A 20,041-nucleotide genomic window follows, 5' to 3' on the forward strand; every position below is an offset into this window, starting at 1 on the left:
TTAAAGTTTATATGCTTGTCTTGCCAATAATTTCCATCCACCACCTTCTTTTTGAAAAATCAAAAGGCAACCAATTCTAACATCTGCAGGTTTACCGTTATTGGTGCCTTTTGCCTCAAATATATGGCGCACAACACCTACTTTTCCTGAAATTGAAATGGTTTGATCCTTGGGCGTAATTTCCGTAAACTGGAATGCCCCATTCAATACACCATCAACATATTCGGCTTTATTTTCTATAGTACCACTAGAATGGCCATAGGTTAATTCATCCATTGTCAGGTCCTGCAGTATGGCCTTATTCTTATCTACCATTGCTTTGTATAATTCTGTGACCGTTTTCTCTATTTTGGCAACATTTTTATCATCGCTTTGTGCCGATAATAACGAAAAACAGAATATGCTTACCAGGGTAAGAATTACTGATGGCCTGAACAGCATGGGTAACTTAATGGATTTCTGATTGTTCATTTTTAAAAAGTATTGGTTGTTAATTTTTTCTAGACGCCATGTAATCATTTAGTTCTTTTCTGGTCATGGGCAATTTACTATCCGGATAGGATTTTAACCAATTTTCAAAATCGGCATTGATTTCATCGGTCCAGCGGGTGTCAATTTGGCCTGCTGTATATTTTTTTTCACGTAATCTCTGGAATCCAAAAAGGTCCCTTAGACCAACTATTTCGGAAGAAAGCACTAATTCTGAAGCCAAATATGACGGTATAAATACGGTTCCATGTCTATTTGCCAAAACCACATCCCCGGGCAATACCGTAGCCCTTCCAATGCGGATGGGTACATTGATGGCCGTCAACATTTCCTCCTGGAGATAGGAAGGGTCCGCCCCCTTATGCCATCCATTGAAACCTTCAATATCCAATAGCCCCGCAACATCCCTAACTCCGCCATCAAATATGACCCCGTTCTTGGAATTGGTATAAATGGCATTTCCCAAATTGGAACCTATTAATGTACCATCTATAATTCTACCATAGCCATCTGCGACATATACATCCCCAGGAACCAATTGCTGGATCGGCCATGAATTACTTCCTCCTATGGTATCCCTATTTTCCTTTGCTCCCTTTAATTTTATCAGTTTTTGATAATCCGGCCTTAATGGCATGTATTGGGCGGTTACTACTCTTCCGGTCATTACACTATCTGGGTGTATAATTTCCCATTCCCCCTCATATTGATTGTTATATCCTTTTCTTCGCAAGTATCCCCATGCCTCCTCTATTTGGATATTTTTCATTCTTTTCAACAGGGCATCCGAGACCTTGGGCCTCCCGTCCTTGAAGCGCTCACCGTTCCATTCAGAGGTTAATTCCTTAATATATTCTACAGACCCCGCTACGCCTTGGGAGATTCCTTCATACCCAAAAACTAAACAGGTTAGTGCAATTATTATCCTTAAATTTTTCATTTTTAGTTCTATTAAAGTTTTTATTGGTTAAGTTTTCTCAAAATTTAGCCAATAATACTCAGTAAGGCAAGGAACTCCCTCATGAATAAGGGAGTCCGCATACCTCACTCAAACTAACTCAAACTAACTCAAAATCTTGCTCATAAAAATGCGTTTCAATATTCCTATTTTAAACATTTAAATGAGTTTGTTAATACCATTAACTATACGTTCTATCGTGTGATCTTAACTCGTTCCATTCCTCGGTAGACTTAAAGAAAGTCTTATCCGAAGGATGTAAATGGGCCTTGACTACTTCTTCATCCAACTCGATACCCAAACCTGGTGCTGTCAGCGGTACGGTGGCAAAACCTTTATCGATCATTTTGAAACCACCAACTGTTTTCACCAAACTTTCCCACCAAGGCACATCGACGGAGTGATGCTCCAAGGCCAAAAAGTTTTGGGTAGCCGCGGCACAGTGTACATTGGCCATAAAAGAAACCGGGGTACCCGCCTGATGCATCGCCATGGCTATGCCATATTCTTCCGCGTAGTCACCGATTCTTTTTGTTTCCAAAAGTCCTCCGGAAGAGGCCAAATCTGGATGAACGATGTCGACCGCCCTATCATGGATGAGTGGCAGGAAATCCTTTAACAAATAGATATCCTCACCTGTCGTGGTTGGGGTCTCAATGGCATCGGTTATGGTCCTCCATTGCTCGTTGTACTGCCAAGGAACCATATCCTCAAACCAAGCAAGTCTATACTTATCTAGGGCTTTTGCCAAACGGATTCCGTTGTTCAAATCAAAATGTCCATAGTGATCAGTAGAAATGGGAATTTCATAGCCGACCATGTTACGTACGTCCTCAACAACCTGCTGCAAAACTTCCAGACCTTTTTCGGTAATCTGAATCTGTGTAAATGGATGCATCGTATTGCCGTAGGACAGCATATTTCTACGATCGCCCCATTGTGCCAAAACGCCATTATCGTTCTCCCAGAACTTACCATTTACTACAGTGCCCGGTTTGCCGCGCAGCTCCCCAATGGAAACATCCATTTTTAGCCAGGTATAACCTTGTTCATTTACCCTGAAGTCAATCAGTCTTTTTTGTTCTTCTGGAGAAGATGCTTCCGGTGTATCCGCATATAGTCTAACCTTGTCCCGATATCTTCCTCCCAACAACTGCCAGGCCGGAACATTGTATGCCTTTCCGCAAATATCCCATAGCGCCATTTCCACCGCGCACACACCACCTGCCTGTCTTGCAGGTCCGCCGAACTGTTTGATACTTTTAAAAATCCTTTCTACGTTACAAGGGTTTTCTCCTAAAATACGACTCTTCAAAAACAGGGCATATCGAACATCGGCGGCGTCCCTTACCTCACCAAGACCATAAATACCTTGATTGGTCTCGATTTTAATAATGGCCGTACCGCCCATAACATTGGTCAAGGCATAGCGCATATCGGTAATCTTCAACTCCGAAGGGGCAGACATTCTACTCACCTTCGAAGTTGTTTGGGCAATGGTATCCTCGATACCAAGACCCATCATACCGGTCATGGCGATGCCTCCCAATGCCGTCTTCTTTAAGAAATTTCTTCTTTGGTCCGTGGTTCTGGGATTTTCCAGTTCCCTATTTCTAAGGGCCAAGAAAGTTTCTTCCTCCTTTTTAAATTTCGATATTAGTTTTTGCAGTGTGTTTTCCATTATAATTTAGTTAGGGATTTCAAATTTTTAGCTGATAAATTATCCCTTTAAATTAATTCTTTTATTCCACATCCCAGAATACCCTGGAAACTAGATTATCCCCGCCTATGGCAGAGACTGCTGCAGTGTAACTATCCGAGTTGGCAGAACCCTCACGATCAGGGTACGTCATTCTGTGCACATATCCATCTCCACCGTTTGCCAATAAATTATCATTAAAATCATTGCGAGCTAAATCAGGAAATCCGCTTCTTCTAACATTCGCAAAGGCTTCCGTTCCATTACGGAAGTTGGTCAGCCAATATTGAGTATTTATAAGTTCCAACGCATTGGAAGCATTATAGGCAACCTCAGGTTCGGCTAAATAAGTATCTACTTCAGACGTTGGTATGGGCTCCGTATTGGGATATAATGAATAAATATCCATATTGGCTCTGATACCTTCCTCATAATAAGCCTGGGCATTCCCAGAGATCCAACCTCTAAAGGCAGCCTCTGCTAATAAAAGTGAGGTTTGTCCGTAAGTAACATAGAATGCTGGGGCTGCCGGTGAAGCTGCAGATAAAATGTTTATTTGACTATAATCCAGTCCACCACCACGTGGCCCTCGATATCCAAGGGAAGTGTCCGACAGTTCCAAATCCGAAACACCGATTGGAACCCCGAATTGGTTGGCCAAGTCGGTATCGGGATTGGGGTCATTGGCGACTGATCCGGGATCCTCATAAGTCGCTATCATATATTTTGCCCTTGGATCATCGGTAGCTTTCAACTGATCCACCAAGGGTTCTGCCGCATAATTGAACTGGGAGAAGTCCCTTAAGGTATTATTGTCGTTCCAAACATAAAGGTTTCCATCATATTTCACATATGCATTATCGGCATTTGATGTCATAACTCCTCCAGAAAAAGCCTCCGAAACAATGGACTCGGCTTTGGAAGGATTTACCTTGCTGTATCTCATCCCTAATCTCAACAACAGTGAATTTCCCAATTTTCTCCACTTTTCGACTTGGGCCGATGCGGAATTTGTTGGTTGGCTACTATTGCTACCATAGAAAAGATCCTCGGAAACAAAATCACCGCTTGGGGTTAGGGCAGCCAATGCACTTGTTATTTCTTTATACAGGTCTTCATATATCGCCTCATCATCGTCATACGAAGGAAAGTAAATGAAATCCCCAACCGCCTTTCCTGCCTCGGAATAAGGTACGTCCCCATAGGTGTCAACCAGACCCATGAACACTTGCGCTTTCCAAATACGAATCATACTTAACAGATTGGTTCTATCGGTGTCTTCACCCAACAAATCTATAGCCTGTACAAGACTTCGTATAACCGAAGGGTAAGATTCATTCCATTTGGGATTGTTAACCCCATCAATATCCTCATTAAAATTAAAGCCTAAGGTGGCTCCCTGGTTATAAGGAATTACAAATTGCTGTACTATGGTGTGCTCAGCAGTCCAATTGCCCAAATGGCTTCTTTGCGCTCCTGCGAATAGAAGAGCTGGGTTAATATCCCTAACGGCATATGGATCTGTATTTACTTCCACAAAGTCTTCATCGCACCCCACAATCATTAAGGATGCCAATAATATTGGTATAAAATGTTTTATCGTTTTCATTGTTCTAGAATTTAACATTTAGGCTGAAATTATAATTTCGGGTGGTAGGCAACGCGGAATTTTCATAACCGGCCCTAAAATCACCCGAGGACTGAATAGCTTCAGGATCAAGTCCTGGAATATCCTTATAAAGAATTGCTACGTTACGGCAAGAAGCAGATAACGTCAATCCTTTTATGAACTGTAGTTCAGATATATTTCTGATGGCGTCCGTTAGATTATATGAAAGGGATATACTCCTCAATTTGATGAAATCCGATTTAAAGGTAAAGGGATCCCCTATTTGAAGGTTACGGTAGTCAGCATAGAACGACTGTAAATTACTAACCGCCGTGGTATTGGTCTGTCCATTGCTTTCATACACACTATTGGGCACCACAACACCATTTTCCCCTTCTCTACGTCCTTCCAAAGAAAATTGGGAATGCCCCTGTCTAGTCATGTTCAAATGTGTGGAAGACAAAATGGTCCCTCCAAACTTATAATCGATCAAGAAGCCAAAGGTTAAATTTTTATAGGTGAAATCGTTGTTCCAGCCTCCCGTATGTTTTGGAATTGAGCTACCTACTGGCAAAAATCCATTGGTATTCTCTGCTCCTGGCGTATCGCTATTTGTGGCCAATAGTCGCCCATCATCATTTACTAAAATTTGTCCACTATCATTTCTTCTATATGTTCTGGTATATAATTGATTCATAGGAAGGCCTTCTGTATAGCGAAGTTCTCCTAGAAATTCATTTCCAGTACCATTAAAATAAAGCAATAATATGGTTCCACTGTCATTCCCTACATCTAAAACTTCCGTGGATAAATAGGCATTGTTCCAAGTACTTGTCCACATAAAATCATCTGTTTCAATGGGAACAACTCCTATCATTGTTTCAAGCCCCCTGTTTCTTAACGAGGCTAAATTTTTTGGAGTATTATCAAAGCCGGATGCATTGGACAGTGTAACGTCCAAAATTTGATCCGTAGTAACTTTATCAAAGGCCGCTATATCCAAACGCAATCTGCTATTGAACATTCTCATTTCTAGACCAACCTCTTTTTCGGTCACCGTAAACGGTTTTAAAAATGGGTTTGGTGCAGAACTTCCTTCAATACCGGCGGTTGTCTGACCATTAAACGGTGGATTAATGCTATAGTTTAGAACACCCTCATAGGTGCCCACACCATTTGCACTACCTACTTCGGCCCAAGAAGCTCTTAGCTTACCGTAGGTCAACCAACTTTGCTCTTTCATAAACTCTGAAAAGATAAGGCTACCAGATACTGAAGGATAGAATACGCTGTTATCCTGTGGATTGAGTACTGAGAACCAGTCCTGTCTTCCGGTAAAGTTCAAATAGACAAGGTTGTCATAACCAAATTCAGCAAGTCCATAAAGAGAGTTAATTCTAAAAGTACTGTATTGGTAAGGTTCAAAATTAGCATCATCTGTTTCAAAATTGGTACCGTTTTTTATTGAATACAGATCTGGCAAAACAAAATACCTGGAATATTGAGAGTTTCTTTGGAATTTAGACCTCCATGTGTTACCCCCAAAACTGGCATCTACTGAAAATTTACCAAATTCCTTGCTTGCCCCTAATAAAAAGTCGGCATTTATATCCTGAGTTTGGGTCTGCTGTATATCATATCGTCCCCGATAAAATCCGTTACCTTCCACAGTAGTGGTGGCACCAGCTCCATTAAGCTCATTCCACTCCGTAAAGTTTGTGGCATAATCATAATTATAACGCCCTTGTAGGTAAAGCCAGTCTGTAAAATCATACCTCAGCGTTGCTGTTCCCAGTAAACGCTTTCTGTTATCATTAAAAAATTGGTTTTTTTGTAGTTGATAATAAGGATTGTTTATGGTTCCTAAGAAACCGTTGGTTCTTACCTCGGCTCCGGTAAGTGGGTCAATTGCATTCTCCCTATAGGCCTCTATGGGTGTGGAAATGGCCAATCTGTTGAAGAAATTGACCGCTCCTGGCCCTTGTGTTCCAATCTGGGGCGGATTAATGTTTTCTTCGTTGGCATAGTTAACGTTCAATAGCATGTTCAACTTTTCCGTAAGATTATAATTTATACCCACATTGAAAATTCTTTTCTTGTATTCGTTAGCAGGTTGAATACCCTTGGCTCCGGTATTGGCGAAGGATGCCCTAAAGCTTCCCTTTTCGTTGCCCCCGGAAAACCCTATGGTATTTGTTTGGTTTGTTCCTGTTCTCAGAAAATCATATAGTTGATATGGATTTGGTGAATATGGCCTTAAAACACCGTCAAAGTTGACAGTAGGCACTCCATCATACCTTTCCCCAAAGCTAAATTGCCCCGTACTTTGTGCTTCTCCCTGGGTCTGGGGTCTTACCCCACCAGTCCCTTGACCATATTCGGTTTGCCTTATTTCATCTAAAAAATTCAAGGCGTGTGAGGAGGTATAACTAGAGGTGAATTCTATCCCAATCCCTTGATTCAGTTTACCTGATTTTGTAGTTATGATTACCGCACCGTTGGCTGCTCTTGCCCCATAAATTGCTGCAGCGGTAGCTCCTTTAAGAACGGTCATGGATTCTATATCATCGGGATTCAAATTCTGGAGGTTATCCCCTAAATCCCTTGAACTATCCCTTCCGTTGGCACCTCTGGCTCCTTGATCTATAGGCAAACCATTGATAACGAACAAAGGTGAGTTGCTGGCCCCTGCAAATGCTGACTGTCCTCGTAAACGTATTTGCATACTTGAACCAGCCCCAGCCGATGGAGGGGTTATGTTAAGTCCCGAGACCTTACCTTCAAGGGATTCCATAACGTTTACTGTTCTGGTTTTGGTAAGCTCCTCTGTATCTACCGAGGTCACCGCGTATCCTAGTTTTTTGGCATCTCTTTTAATACCTAGACCAGTTACGACCACTTCGTCCAAGCCCTCGACATTTTCTTCCAAAACAACATTAACCTCACTGGATTGTCCCACAGTTACTTCTTTTCTAGAAAACCCTAGCGAACTAAAAACTAGAACCGCATTGGGCTGTAATAGGGTAATGGAGTAATTCCCATCAAAGTCGGTCGCAACTCCATTAGAAGTACCTTTCTCAACCACTGACACTCCAGGAATTGGTTGCCCGTTGTTATCTTTTACGCTTCCTGACACGCTTTGTTGAACAGAAGTCGTTTCATTGTCCGTTGTTTTTACATTGGGCTTCGGTTTATTAGTTTGTACCTCTTTGGGCTTTAATACAATTTGATTACCACTAAATATAAAGTCAATGTTGGCATTGTTAAAGAGTACTTCAAGTACATTCTCTAGGGCTATATCCTTAACTTTTATGGAAACCTTTCTCGATGTATTCACTTTATTGACATCATAGAGAAATTTATATTCCGTAGTGGCCTCGATTTCTTCCATTACCCTGTACGTTGGTACATTTTCCAAGTTAATGGTCATCTTGGTCTTTTGGGATAAGGTATTCGCCTGTGCAGAGATAAATGCGGCGATAAATAAGAGTGCACATAATTTGGTTCTTAAACCAATCTTCATGGTACTAGATCGTAATGATCCAAATAGTTCTTTAGTTTTCATATCATATTGTTGATTATTAATTGATTTAGTCTGTCTATCCTACAGAGTTGAGTATGCTCCGTAGATTAAATTTTCGTTCTTTAAACTTTACCCATAGGCTTGTCGGTTTTAGGTTGTCTTTTTATAAGAATGTGATTTCCTTCGATTTCATAATCAAAGGGTGTTTCCAGCTTAAAGGTTTCCAAAACTTCCCTAATGGATTCCTTTTCGAAAGTGGCGGTAAAAACTCTACTATTTAGTTCTTGATACTCACTGGTTATGTTGACATTATAGTGTCGTTGAAGTCTTTTTACAATGTTTGAGAAAACCATTTCCTTCATCATCAACTTACCGTTTATCCAACCTGTATACAATTCCGTGGGCACCTTTTCCAATTGCATATTTTTTTCCTCTGGATTCCATTCTGCCTTATATCCTGGGGAAAGCAGGGTAGAATTCTCAACATCATATGTAGAACCTGTTTCATAGATTCTAACTGAACCTTCTACCAAAACCGTATTTTGACGTTTATCCTCCGGATAAGAGGTGACGTTAAATTTTGTCCCCAAAACCCTAACATCCACACCTCCTGAGGTAACTATAAATGGACTGGATTCATTCTTGGTGACTTCAAAGAAACCTTCACCTATTAAAACGACCTCTCTATTCTTATCTTTTTGAAATTGTACGGGATACTTTAGAGAAGACCCTGCATTCAAGTGCACCAATGTACCATCCGAAAGCACTACTTTAAATGTCTTGCCATTGGGTATACGCAGTGTATTATATTCTGGTGCACTATCATCCACATCATCAGATTTGGATTGGGAGTAGTCCACTAGACCGTCTACTTTCTTACCTAAAACTTCTCCTTCACTGTTTACAATTTGCAATGTACCTTCTCTTGTAAGTACTTGCGTGTTTCCATTTCCCAAATCCAGCGTAATGGAATTAGGATCTATTGGCTCAATAACTGTAGCCTCAGATTTAAAAGACCTGTAAGCTAAAAAGCAACCAAAGATTCCTACGAAAATGGCTGCGTATCTTAAAAGTGTGCGACTTGAAAATCTAACCACCCCCTTTCGTTGCTTTCTTTGAGCATCAAGAAGCAACTGCCATGCTTTTTGAGCATCCAATTCCTCAATATCAGGGATAGGCACTTTAAGCTCGTGTAATTTCTGAAGCCTTTTAAAGGTCAAAAGATTTTCATCCTTCTCAGAAAGCCAATTCTCAAAAAGAATTTCTTCTTCTTGGTTTAAATGACCTTTAATTTTCCTAATTATAATATCTGCTATCAATCTTATTTCTTTAATAGACAAAACAACATTGTCTACTAATAAGACCTAGCAAGATTAATATCGGGTAGTGGATTCGTCAAAAAAATGTATCTTTTTTTGACAATTAGATATTTTAGAAGAGCCAAAAATACACATCCTTCAAATTTAAACGTAGTAACTTAAAGGATTTCTTCAAGTGGTACTTTACCGTATTCACGGTAATTCCCATAATTTCCGCTGCATTTTCATACTTGAGGTCTTCTAGAACACAGAGCTCAAATACTTTTTTGCTATGGTCCGGTAAAGCATCAATTTGTCTAAAAAGTGTATCGGATATTTCCGAACGTATTAGTTCGTTTTCGTGTGAAGAGACCTCGGTTGAATAATTTTTAAGAGAAAAAGTTCGTTGACTTTTTTTAATTTTTTTTAAACTTTCATTTCTTATGCAAGTATTGATGTACTTTTTTAAGTCAACAATAGGAGCATCAAATTCTTTCTGTAAAAGTTTAATGAAAATGTTCTGTACAACATCCTTGGAATCCTCTAAATCCCCAACATAACTAAAAGACAATAAACACCATTCCTGATAATGTTTCAGAAACATTTCTTCAAGAACTAAAGAGTTTATCATTCCCATGTATCCTATTTATATGTAGAATCCAAACTATTAAGTAATATTAAATGTATTAAAATAATTGTATATTTCACACTTAATAGATGGCTAATATATAGATTTGATATTTTTTTTACAATAAAAATATTTATTTAACAGAATTGATGTGAACGCCATAAATACTGACAAGCATCTTAATATATTTGAACTGATAGGCTTTACGGTAAGTGCACGGCATAATTAATGAGCATTATTAAAAGATATGAGGTGCTATTAAAGGAAGGATTTTACACTAGTTTTTGTTCGGAAATCAATATGGAAGGCTAATTTGTTACCGGAATATTTCTATGGATCAATCCAGTTGTTTGAGAAATAGAATTCATTTAAAATATAATGTTTAACAACTTAATTAAAATATGGAAATGAATGAAATAATTCCCGAAATGGGACTAGAAGGTACATGGATAGGAAGGTGTTATATACCTAAAAAAATGGCTTATCGAAATGTGGAAGGCCCTCATGTGATATGGGTACATCAAAAGAAGGTGTTTGATTTATCCTATTATTTTAAGTCCACCAGTGAATTGATCAATACTCCCAATTATAAAATATATCTAAAGGAGGGGGACCCCAACATTAAAGAGGTATGCTCATTACCGGAACTTTTGGAAAATTCCATACATTATCAAAAGGATACCTCCAAACCCTTTTTGTTAGCTCCTAACGACACTCAGGCTGTTAAGGCTTGCGGGGTGACCTTTATTCAAAGCCTTTTGGAACGGGTCATTGAAGAAAAAGCAAAAGGAGAACCTCAATTGGCACTGCAAATACGGGATGAAATTACTTCAACAATTGGGGAGGGACTTAGTAATGTCAAGCCTGGATCTCCGCATGCCATGAAATTAAAGGAGGAATTGAAGAAAAGAGGGATTTGGTCACAATATTTAGAGGTAGGTATTGGTCCCGATGCCGAAGTTTTTACAAAAGGTCAGCCTTTTTCGTCGGTTGGATTCGGTTCAGAAGTTGGGGTACACAGTGAATCGGGATGGAACAATCCAGAGCCCGAGGTGGTACTTGTCGTTTCAAATTCTGGCCAAATATTAGGAGCAACCTTGGGAAATGATGTTAACTTAAGGGATTTTGAAGGGCGAAGTGCTTTGCTATTGGGAGAGGCCAAAGATCAAAACGGTTCTTGTGCCATAGGTCCTCTGTTTAGAATGTTCGATGATAGTTTTACATTGAACGACGTTAAATCCTCAAGAGTAGCCCTTAGTATCGAGGGCTCGGACGGCTTCCGATTGGAAGATTCTTCAGATATGGGGGAAATTAGCAGATCACCCGAAGATCTAGTAGCACAGGTCTTAAGCGAGCATCATCAATATCCTGATGGATTCGTTCTTTTCTGCGGCACCATGTTCGCACCCACATTGGATCGCGATAAAAAAGGTATGGGCTTTACCCATAAACCCAACGACAAAGTTACTATTGCCGCACCAAAATTGGGTAAATTGATCAATTGGGTGAACTATTCGGATAAAATTCCACAATGGACGTTCGGAATCAATGCTTTTGTCAACTATACCCTGGAAAGGTCCAAAAATTGAAATTAATCAATTGCCTTCATAGGATAAATCCAAGCTCATTAATTCAATTATAGATTGTCAATATATTTTTAAAAAACAAGTGCATCAAATATCCTTTAAAATAAATTGCCTATGCCATTTAATAGTTATCGACCAGCAAGCGCACTCCTTTTTATAGGTTTTCTGAACCTACTTCTTTTAAGTTGTGATACTTCCAACAAACCGGAATGGGAAAAGCGCAATTCGGAATTAATCGAGGAGTTTGGCCTCACCGCTAGGAATCTGCCCAACCTACCTTCCTCAGATGTAGCCCCCAACTTAAAAGTGGGTACCCTTAGTAATCTTGGGAATATGGAAGGTATCTTACTATATCCCGGTATAACCGCCAAAATTTTCTGGGGAAATGGAAATTTAGTCAGTGTATTGGAACTAGAGGCCAATGCAACCCTGCCAGAAGAAGCTCTGCCAGCGGACCGGTTTCTGATACTTTCCCAAGGATCACTTGAATTAAACAGTGATGGGCAAAAGCATCACATGATGGCCAAGGAGCGGGAAGAACCGGACGGCACTCACAGCGGAACTCCGAGAATGGATTTTATTTTTCAGGAAAAAGGTAGCAAAAGTGAAATCAAAGCAGGAGACACAGGTGCCAAAGTTATGGAAGTCTATAGCCCTCTTCGTTTGGATTATCTTGAAAAATTAGGTGTTTCCGACCTTCCCTCCGAAATTCCACAAAGAAGTTCCAATAAGGAAGCGACGATTAATACCAACACCGTGTATGACTTTTATGATATTCAGTTAACACAACTTACAAATGGGGTATACACCAGACTTGTTTCGGCTGGCGACATACAACTTAGCTTAGTCTCTGCAGACCCAAATACACAATCGCAGGCACATATACATCCTGAGGAACAAATAACAATTTTGCTTAGGGGAAGCCTTAAAGAAACCGTTCTGGATCAGGAATTGGACATGGTACCACAGGATATAGTCTTGGTTCCCGGAAACGTGGTCCATTCTGGGGTTGCAGGTGAATTGGGTTATGATGCCTTGGATATCTTTTGGCCCGTACGTGAAGATTATTTGACCAAGCAAAAGATAGCACTTGAAAAATATCAAGAAATTATACCTGAGGGAGCAAAGCCCCAGTTGGTTATCGACGGAGCAAAGACAAAACCAACATTAACGTTTAGCGAAGGTCCTAAATGGATGGATGGTAAACTCTATTTTTCCAACATGTATTTTGACCAGAATTGGAACGCCGACCCAAAAAGAAGTTCCATTGTAGAACTAAAACCCGATGGTTCGTACAAAAATATTATGGAGGGCAAAATGCAGGCCAACGGCCTATATCCCTATAAAAATGGAAATTTGTTGGTCTGTGATATGATAGGGCACTGCGTGTTGGAAATGACCACTTCTGGCGATGTGGTACATGTCATTGCGGATTCCTACAACGGAAAACCTATAGATGGCCCAAACGATATAATCACCGATAGCAAAGGCGGTATCTATTTCACAGATCCCCAGTTTACCATGGAAGCGGAGAAGTTTCAGCCCGGCCGTGCCGTATACTATATATCACCGGATAAAAATATAACTCGGCTAGTTGAACCCAATGAATTTGCTATGCCCAATGGAATTTTATTATCCCCGGACGGCAAAACGCTTTACATAAACAATTGCTATGACGATGAATCCTGGTATCCCGTAAATAGTTCCAAAGAAAATTTTGTCTGGGCTTATGATGTAAACGATGATGGCACCATTTCAAACGGCCGAAAATTTGCGGAATTACGATTGACAGGAAATGTTTTGAATCGCAAAGGCAAATCCTCCAGCGCAGACGGAATGGCTATTGATACTATGGGCAATATTTATGTGGCCACTTATTTTGGAGTACAGATATTTGACTCAAAGGGTAGCTTCATAGGGATGATAAACCTTCCCTCCTTTCCTGTAAGCTTAGGTTTTGGTGGGGAGGATATGAAAACCTTGTACATTGTTAGTTATGATAAGGTCTACAAGATACCAACCAATAGGACAGGGTATGTAAACTACCTATAAAAAATATCGGTTTAATGCTGTACATCATCACCCATAACATCGTAGCCTCGCCATTTAAATTCCTTGGCTAGGCCGGAGGCAGCAGGCCATGCAATCTGATGTTGGTCACTTGCCACCCATTTTCTACGGTTTTCTTCGGTATCGAAGGATATCTGAATTTGGTAGTTGTAGGTTGTAGGTTCCGCTTGAATCTCCTTCGCCAAATCATCTGAAAAAAGCCGAAGCAATTTTGAGCTTAAATATCCATCTTGTACCACCATAGCGGGCACATAGATTGAATAGTACATTTTTTCAAAAGCGGCCGCGTTTTCCTTGTCCACTACAAAATCCATTTGCAAAGCCATGGCCTTTGGTTTTTCCAATGGCCGAGCAATTGCCATTCCGTCATCCTTGGATCCGGCTATACCGATGACCAATATTTCGAGGTCATCCCCACCTGTACTCGACCAAGAAATTTCCTCCCCCAAACCGGCATAAAAAGAATCGTCTTTGCCGACATTGACCGTCTCAGAACCTACAGTTACCGCCCCAGTACCATTCATCACATAATATACTTCCTCTACGCCCTCTAATTGACGTTTTTCAGTTTTACTGCCAGAAGGAACAACCAAATGGTCCACGTGGTGCCAGTTTGTTCGGAATACTTCCGGTCTTAACACTCGTCTATAAAGCACTCCTTCACCCTTATAAATTTTGTCCTCTAAACCCCTAAAACCTTTGTCTTCAGGCTTAAGCTCTTCCTTTATCAATCGCGAAGCGACAAACGTTGGGATTTCATCTGTTTTGGACCCAACTAGATCATCCGCCAAATCAAAAGCGTCACCCTGTGCTTTTACCTCGCTTACCGCAAAGTTCAACCACTTTAGCGGTTTTCCCGAAGTATTATAAATTCCGTGAGAATCCCCTAGCTTACAAGGAACCAACGCTGGACCTTTAATTTTTGATGTTCTTCCATTAATGGTAAACTCAGCTTCCCCATCCAGAATGACATACATTTCTTCAATGGTATGGTGAAAATGATGTCCGATACCCGATTTAGGCTGGATAATACCTGAATGTAAATACAAAAAGTTAGTTGCCAGGTCATTCCGACCGATCATCTGTGTAAATCCCATTTTGCCGGCACCGGCATGTACTGCGCTCAATTCACGATAGGCAGATGGATCATTGTGAACCACCCTTTCATTTAAATTTTGGGCCATGCAGAAACTGCCCACGATGCAGAACACTAAACTAAGTACTGTTTTCATAATAAATTATTTATATAATACTCAACATACAAACGCATGCCATTTTTTCCAAAGTTCTATTTCTTATCCGGTATACCGTATACCACATATCCCTTGGCAATTGCTCCCGGCTTTTTTGAATGGTCGTAACTGTCACTTCTAAAATTAGAGGTTGCATTGATTACCAAATATTGCTTTCCGTCCAGAGTAAACATGCTTGGTTGGGCATTGGTCTCATTGCTCAAGGTCGTTTCCCAAAGCACACTCCCATCATCCGCATCCAGAGCATAAATCCTGCCTCCCTTAGCTGTTGTAAATACAATGCCAGTAGACGTAATAACCATGCCCTTTCGTTGGGTACCGTTAGGTGCTCCTTTGCTCTCGTCACCTTGAACATAAAGTGAATCCACTCCAATGGGTCGTCGCCATTTAATAGTGCCATTGTTAAGGTCATAGGCTAGAATTGAAGACCAAGGCGGGTCGATTAGTCCGGGCCAATCCAAACCATAATCCGTAGTGTATCTATCTTCCGGATGGTCAACACCTTCAGGATAATCCTGCATTGGAGCACCACGTTGTGCATCTGGTGAGGTGGTTACTCCTCCCGAAGCTACTACGGGACCATACACAGGTTCTGCCTGTTGATTACCAAATCTAAAACTTCTGCGTTCCGGATCACCACCAAGAAACTTGAATAAAGCTTTTAAGGACTCTTCGTCTACGTGAACCAAACCAGGCATTACACCCTTTCCATTGATTACGGTATTCCTGAATTCCGAATAAAACATGTGATGCCCAATGTTTTTTAGGGAAGGTCCTGCCCCACCCTCCATATTTGGACCATGGCAGGCGATACAGGAGGAATTATAAAGGTTTTTGACCCTATCGACATCGTTGTCAGTGAGTTCATTTTTTGGTGGTTCAACCTTGTTCAACCGATATGTAGATGCATACTCTTGGGTTTGAATGTACATGATACCATTGAGAGGGTCAGCCGCGGTATTGCCATAATTGGCGCCACCTAATGCACCGGGCATCATGATGGTCTCATATTTATCCGAAGGCGGTACGTACAATCCAGACTTGGCAGAATCCAGTCTTTGTAACCAATCTTGACGAAGGCTATCCGAAAAATAGGGATTCAAGTTCTCTTTAGTTACCTCATGTCTGGTAAAACTGGGAAGCGAGCTTATAGGCTGTGTTGGCCAGGATTCCTCTCCTGGCATTTCGCTTTTGGGAAATGGTTTCTCCTCAATAGGAAATAAGGGCTCACCGGTTTCACGGTCGAACACGAATACAAAACCATGTTTTGTGGCTATGGCCACGGCATCCACTTTTTTACCGTCTTTATCCACTGTAAGTAATTGAGGTGCGGGTGAAAGATCATAATCCCAAAGGTCATGATGAACGGTTTGGTAGTGCCATATCCGTTCCCCTGTTCTGGCGTCTACGGCGACCAAGGAGTTGGCAAACAAATTACTGCCCAAGCGATCTGCACCATAATAATCATAAGTTGGCGACCCTATTGGCAAATAAGCAATCCCACGTTCGGGGTCTACCGAAATTTCACTCCATACATTGGCCCCACCTACATATTTATAAGCATCCTTGGGCCAAGTATCATAACCATATTCTCCTGGATGCGGAATGGTATGAAAGGTCCATTCCAGTTTACCTGTAACAACATTGTAAGCCCTAATGTGACCTGGTGGAGAAAAATAGCCTTCTCCGGGTGCCGAACCTAGTATCAGAAGGTCATCATAAATAACCCCCGGCATCATGGGTTGAATTCTAGTAATGGATGTTGGATCTCGATCTAATCCTTCCCTAAGATCAACATATCCCTCAGTTCCGAAATCTAAAATTGATTTTCCAGTATCCGCGTTTATGGCCTGAATAGAATTATTAAGGGTAAACAACAATCTTTTGTCTTTTTTATCCTCGCTTTCCCAATAATTAATACCTCGTCTCGTAATACCGGGAAGGTCTGTATGTATCCAGAGTTCTTCACCTGTTTTGGCATGTATCGCGATTAGCGAACTATTCTTTCCCAATACATACATGGTACTGTCCACAATAATGGGACTGAAAAAATAAAACCGGTCATCACCGGAAGGATAGCTCCACAGCAGCTCCATTTGAGCCACATTGGACTTTGTTATACTGGGTGATTCAAAGAATTTGGATTGGTCCGGACTTCCACCATAATGGGACCACGTTGTATGGCGCGTAGCATTTGTTTCTTTTTGTTGGCAACCTATAGTTAAAATTAAAATGGCAAGGCAAATTAGCTTACTTGGGGAAATGAAAAAAAATCGAGGCTTGAACATAAGTTTGTTAAATGGATAAACCATTCTATATTTAGTTTTAAAGTTTAATCGACCACTATTCAAAATTTGGGGCATTCTAATATCCTTCAAAATACTTTGCAAGTGAAAAAATTTAGTATTTATCCGATCCGTTTAAAATCACTGTTGAGTTACTATTCTTTTCTGTTTTCATTGAATACCACATAATTTTACGAAAATTTCAGATTTATTTTTGTTAATTCTCATTTAGAAATACATGTTACAGCTACCTAACTCTAATCCAAAACGTCAATCCCACTGTGGCCGGATACCCGGTGCAAAAGGAAACTTTAAGGATTTAAAATAGTCCAGACTTTGTGTTGGTTTTTCAACTCCTTTAGGTAAATCCTTATTGGAAAAGGTCTGAAAATAAAGTAAACAGGCATCTCGCCACCATTTTGCCTCCTTTAATTGAATATTGAGCAGCATTTTGACTTCTCTGTGCTGTTCTTCGCTCACGTAGGGTTTCATTTTCTTCCAAGTTGAAATCATTTCGGCTACTTGGTTCACACCTTCTTGGTATTTTAAGGCTATGCCATCCCAGAGCGTATTTCCATCCTCCAAGACATAATCCCATGGTAGATGATGGAACCACAACAAATATTTTTCAGGAGTTGTTTTTGGGTCGTTCCATAGCAATCTCAAAGGTTCAGCATATTGTGCTACGGCGTTACTACCTTTCGTTGTACGGTCAAAACCAATTCCATTTACATCAGCATTGTGGTAATAGGTGGGGTTCCATTCGGGTCGCCCAAGCTCACTAACCCAAGGTCCAGGGCCATAATGGTGGCCGGTGTCAAAAATATGGTGCAGGCCAAGGGGATTCATATAGTTTACGACAGCTTCTCGAGAATCGATCAAGAGTTCTTTCATCGGATTAACAAAGGCGTTCTCGTTGGAATAGGTCAGTCGCAACCATTCATCGGCAATAGTCTCAGCGTCTAAATAAGGGTTCCAGGCCAAACGTCCAAATCCGTACCAATTGGCCTGCGCAAAGGGGTGTCCGGTCCAGTTCAGGTCGGACCCGATATTGGCTACACCCACCATACCGGTCATTTTCTTGTCATACAAAGAACCATCTATGGCCTTGGCAACGGTTGACCCCTTTCCCTTTCTATACGTATCGGAATCCAGTACTTCTTCAAAAAGTTTGGGTAAAAACACTAAATGGGTACTAAAACCCAAATATTCTTGGGTAATCTGAAATTCTATAATTTGTGATGTTTTGGGCATGGCCCCAAACATGGGGTGGAAAGGTTCCCTAGGCTGAAAATCAATAGCACCATTTTTGGTCTGTACAAGAACGTTGTCCATGAACTGCCCATCGTAAGGAACAAATTCAGAATAGGCCTGCTTGGCACGGTCATCGGCATCATGTTCAGAGTATACAAAGGCCCGCCAAATTACATTGCCATCATGGGGCTGCAACGCTTTCGCCATCATGTTAGCACCGTCTACATGGTTACGGTCGTAGTTCTGCGGCCCCGGTTGTCCTTCGGAATTGGCCTTGACCAGAAATCCGCCAAAATCCGGGATTAAACCATAGATTTCCGCTGCCTTTTTATCCCACCATTGTTGTACATTTTGATCCAATGGATCTGCAGTGTCCAACCCACCAATTTCTATAGGTGCAGAAAAACGAGCCGTGAGATACACTTTGATGCCGTATGGCCTAAATACATTGGCAAGAGCCTGTACTTTTTCCAAATACATGGGCGTTAAAATCAGGGCGTTGGCGTTGACATTCGTCAACGATACCGCATTTATGCCTATTGAGGCATTTGCCCGAGCATAATCAATGTAACGTTGGTCTATATATTCTGGGAGTTTTTGCCAGTTCCAAATGGAAGCCCCTGCGTAGCCTCGTTCTACAGTACGGTCTAAATTATCCCAATGGTTGAGCATTCGTAGATCTATTTTGGGAGCATCGACCAAATTTATTTTGTCAAGACTTTGGTGTTGCCCCATTAATTCAAGTAACCTAAAAACCCCATATAAAATTGCGATATCGGTATTTGCCGTAAGTACTAAAGCGTTTTTGCCCTTTTGTACCAAAGCCTTTATAACAAAGCCTTCCTCACCTACTTGCTCCAAATCTTTGGCCAACCTATTTTGTATTGTTGTATGGAGCTGGTCCTTGGTACCGACAATCAGGTCAGCGCTGTTCGGGTCCGCATTCATTATCACGGAAGAATTTCCCAACATGTTTCCCAACCCTAAGCGAAGCTCCTCTTTGGCCACGATTATGGTTTCGGAATTACCCATAAAAGCGATGTCATTGGTCTGGGCCCGATATTTGTTCACTAGTTCAGTATCTGATATTTTTTGGTAAGAAAGCCACAAGTCATAATCGGCCACGGATTGCGAAAACGCTGTCGCCATAAGAAGTAGCATACAAAACAGAAGTATATTTTTAAATGGAATTATCATTGTCCTTTTTGGTCTTTGTCCTTAATAGGTTTACAAAAGGAATAAATAGATTTATACGGACTAACCAATCCATAGAATCCCAACCTTTTATATAAAATATCGCTCAAATTTAGTTCAAATGCACTGGGCCAAATAAGAGGTATGTTGCTTGTAATGTCAATTTTGAAGCATAAACCAAGATTTGGGCAATAT

Annotated in this window: 12 protein-coding genes; 2 read left to right on the forward strand and 10 right to left on the reverse strand. The window is 40.9% G+C overall.

What is annotated here, in order from left to right; all coding sequences use genetic code 11:
* From CJ263_RS04635 to CJ263_RS04665, 7 genes are all read right to left on the reverse strand, one after another.
* Entirely contained in the window at positions 1 to 471 is a 471-nt protein-coding gene (locus tag CJ263_RS04635) for a nuclear transport factor 2 family protein (protein WP_158657077.1), read from the reverse strand.
* A gap of 19 nt (positions 472 to 490) precedes the next feature.
* Entirely contained in the window at positions 491 to 1,429 is a 939-nt protein-coding gene (locus CJ263_RS04640) for an RraA family protein (RefSeq protein ID WP_094996187.1), read from the reverse strand.
* A gap of 199 nt (positions 1,430 to 1,628) precedes the next feature.
* Positions 1,629 to 3,128: a mandelate racemase/muconate lactonizing enzyme family protein gene (locus CJ263_RS04645; RefSeq protein WP_094996188.1), complete on the reverse strand. Its 1,500-nt coding sequence runs from the start codon at positions 3,126 to 3,128 to the stop codon at positions 1,629 to 1,631.
* Between the two features lie 61 nt (positions 3,129 to 3,189).
* Entirely contained in the window at positions 3,190 to 4,755 is a 1,566-nt protein-coding gene (locus CJ263_RS04650; RefSeq protein ID WP_094999113.1) for a SusD/RagB family nutrient-binding outer membrane lipoprotein, read from the reverse strand.
* Positions 4,756 to 4,759: 4 nt separating this feature from the next.
* Positions 4,760 to 8,320: a SusC/RagA family TonB-linked outer membrane protein gene (locus CJ263_RS04655; protein WP_158657078.1), complete on the reverse strand. Its 3,561-nt coding sequence runs from the start codon at positions 8,318 to 8,320 to the stop codon at positions 4,760 to 4,762.
* Positions 8,321 to 8,400: 80 nt separating this feature from the next.
* Positions 8,401 to 9,597 (reverse strand): FecR family protein, encoded by a 1,197-nt coding sequence (locus CJ263_RS04660; RefSeq protein WP_158657079.1) that lies wholly within the window; start codon positions 9,595 to 9,597, stop codon positions 8,401 to 8,403.
* 112 nt (positions 9,598 to 9,709) lie between these two features.
* Complete coding sequence (locus tag CJ263_RS04665; protein ID WP_158657080.1) at positions 9,710 to 10,207, reverse strand: RNA polymerase sigma factor; 498 nt, start codon at positions 10,205 to 10,207, stop codon at positions 9,710 to 9,712.
* A gap of 404 nt (positions 10,208 to 10,611) precedes the next feature.
* Here CJ263_RS04665 and CJ263_RS04670 point away from each other — a divergent pair, with 404 nt between their 5' ends.
* Both CJ263_RS04670 and CJ263_RS04675 read left to right on the forward strand, forming a co-directional pair.
* Entirely contained in the window at positions 10,612 to 11,793 is a 1,182-nt protein-coding gene (locus CJ263_RS04670; RefSeq protein ID WP_199768158.1) for a fumarylacetoacetate hydrolase family protein, read from the forward strand.
* A gap of 111 nt (positions 11,794 to 11,904) precedes the next feature.
* Positions 11,905 to 13,842 carry an SMP-30/gluconolactonase/LRE family protein gene (locus tag CJ263_RS04675; RefSeq protein ID WP_094996191.1) on the forward strand — a complete coding sequence of 646 codons (1,938 nt, stop codon included), beginning with the start codon at positions 11,905 to 11,907 and terminating at the stop codon, positions 13,840 to 13,842.
* Positions 13,843 to 13,853: 11 nt separating this feature from the next.
* Here the strand turns inward: CJ263_RS04675 and CJ263_RS04680 are convergent, their stop codons facing one another.
* The 3 genes from CJ263_RS04680 to CJ263_RS04690 all read right to left on the reverse strand — a co-directional run bounded on the left by CJ263_RS04680 (position 13,854) and on the right by CJ263_RS04690 (position 19,813).
* Positions 13,854 to 15,092, reverse strand: a complete 1,239-nt coding sequence (locus tag CJ263_RS04680) for a cupin domain-containing protein (protein WP_094996192.1) — start codon at positions 15,090 to 15,092, stop codon at positions 13,854 to 13,856.
* A gap of 56 nt (positions 15,093 to 15,148) precedes the next feature.
* The gene (locus CJ263_RS04685; RefSeq protein ID WP_233726895.1) at positions 15,149 to 17,425 is read right to left on the reverse strand and encodes an outer membrane protein assembly factor BamB family protein; all 2,277 of its coding nucleotides are present in this window, start codon (positions 17,423 to 17,425) and stop codon (positions 15,149 to 15,151) included.
* 243 nt (positions 17,426 to 17,668) lie between these two features.
* Positions 17,669 to 19,813 carry an alpha-glucuronidase family glycosyl hydrolase gene (locus CJ263_RS04690; protein WP_094999117.1) on the reverse strand — a complete coding sequence of 715 codons (2,145 nt, stop codon included), beginning with the start codon at positions 19,811 to 19,813 and terminating at the stop codon, positions 17,669 to 17,671.
* Positions 19,814 to 20,041: the final 228 nt, after the last annotated feature.

Source organism: Maribacter cobaltidurans, from assembly GCF_002269385.1.
Lineage (GTDB): Bacteria > Bacteroidota > Bacteroidia > Flavobacteriales > Flavobacteriaceae > Maribacter > Maribacter cobaltidurans.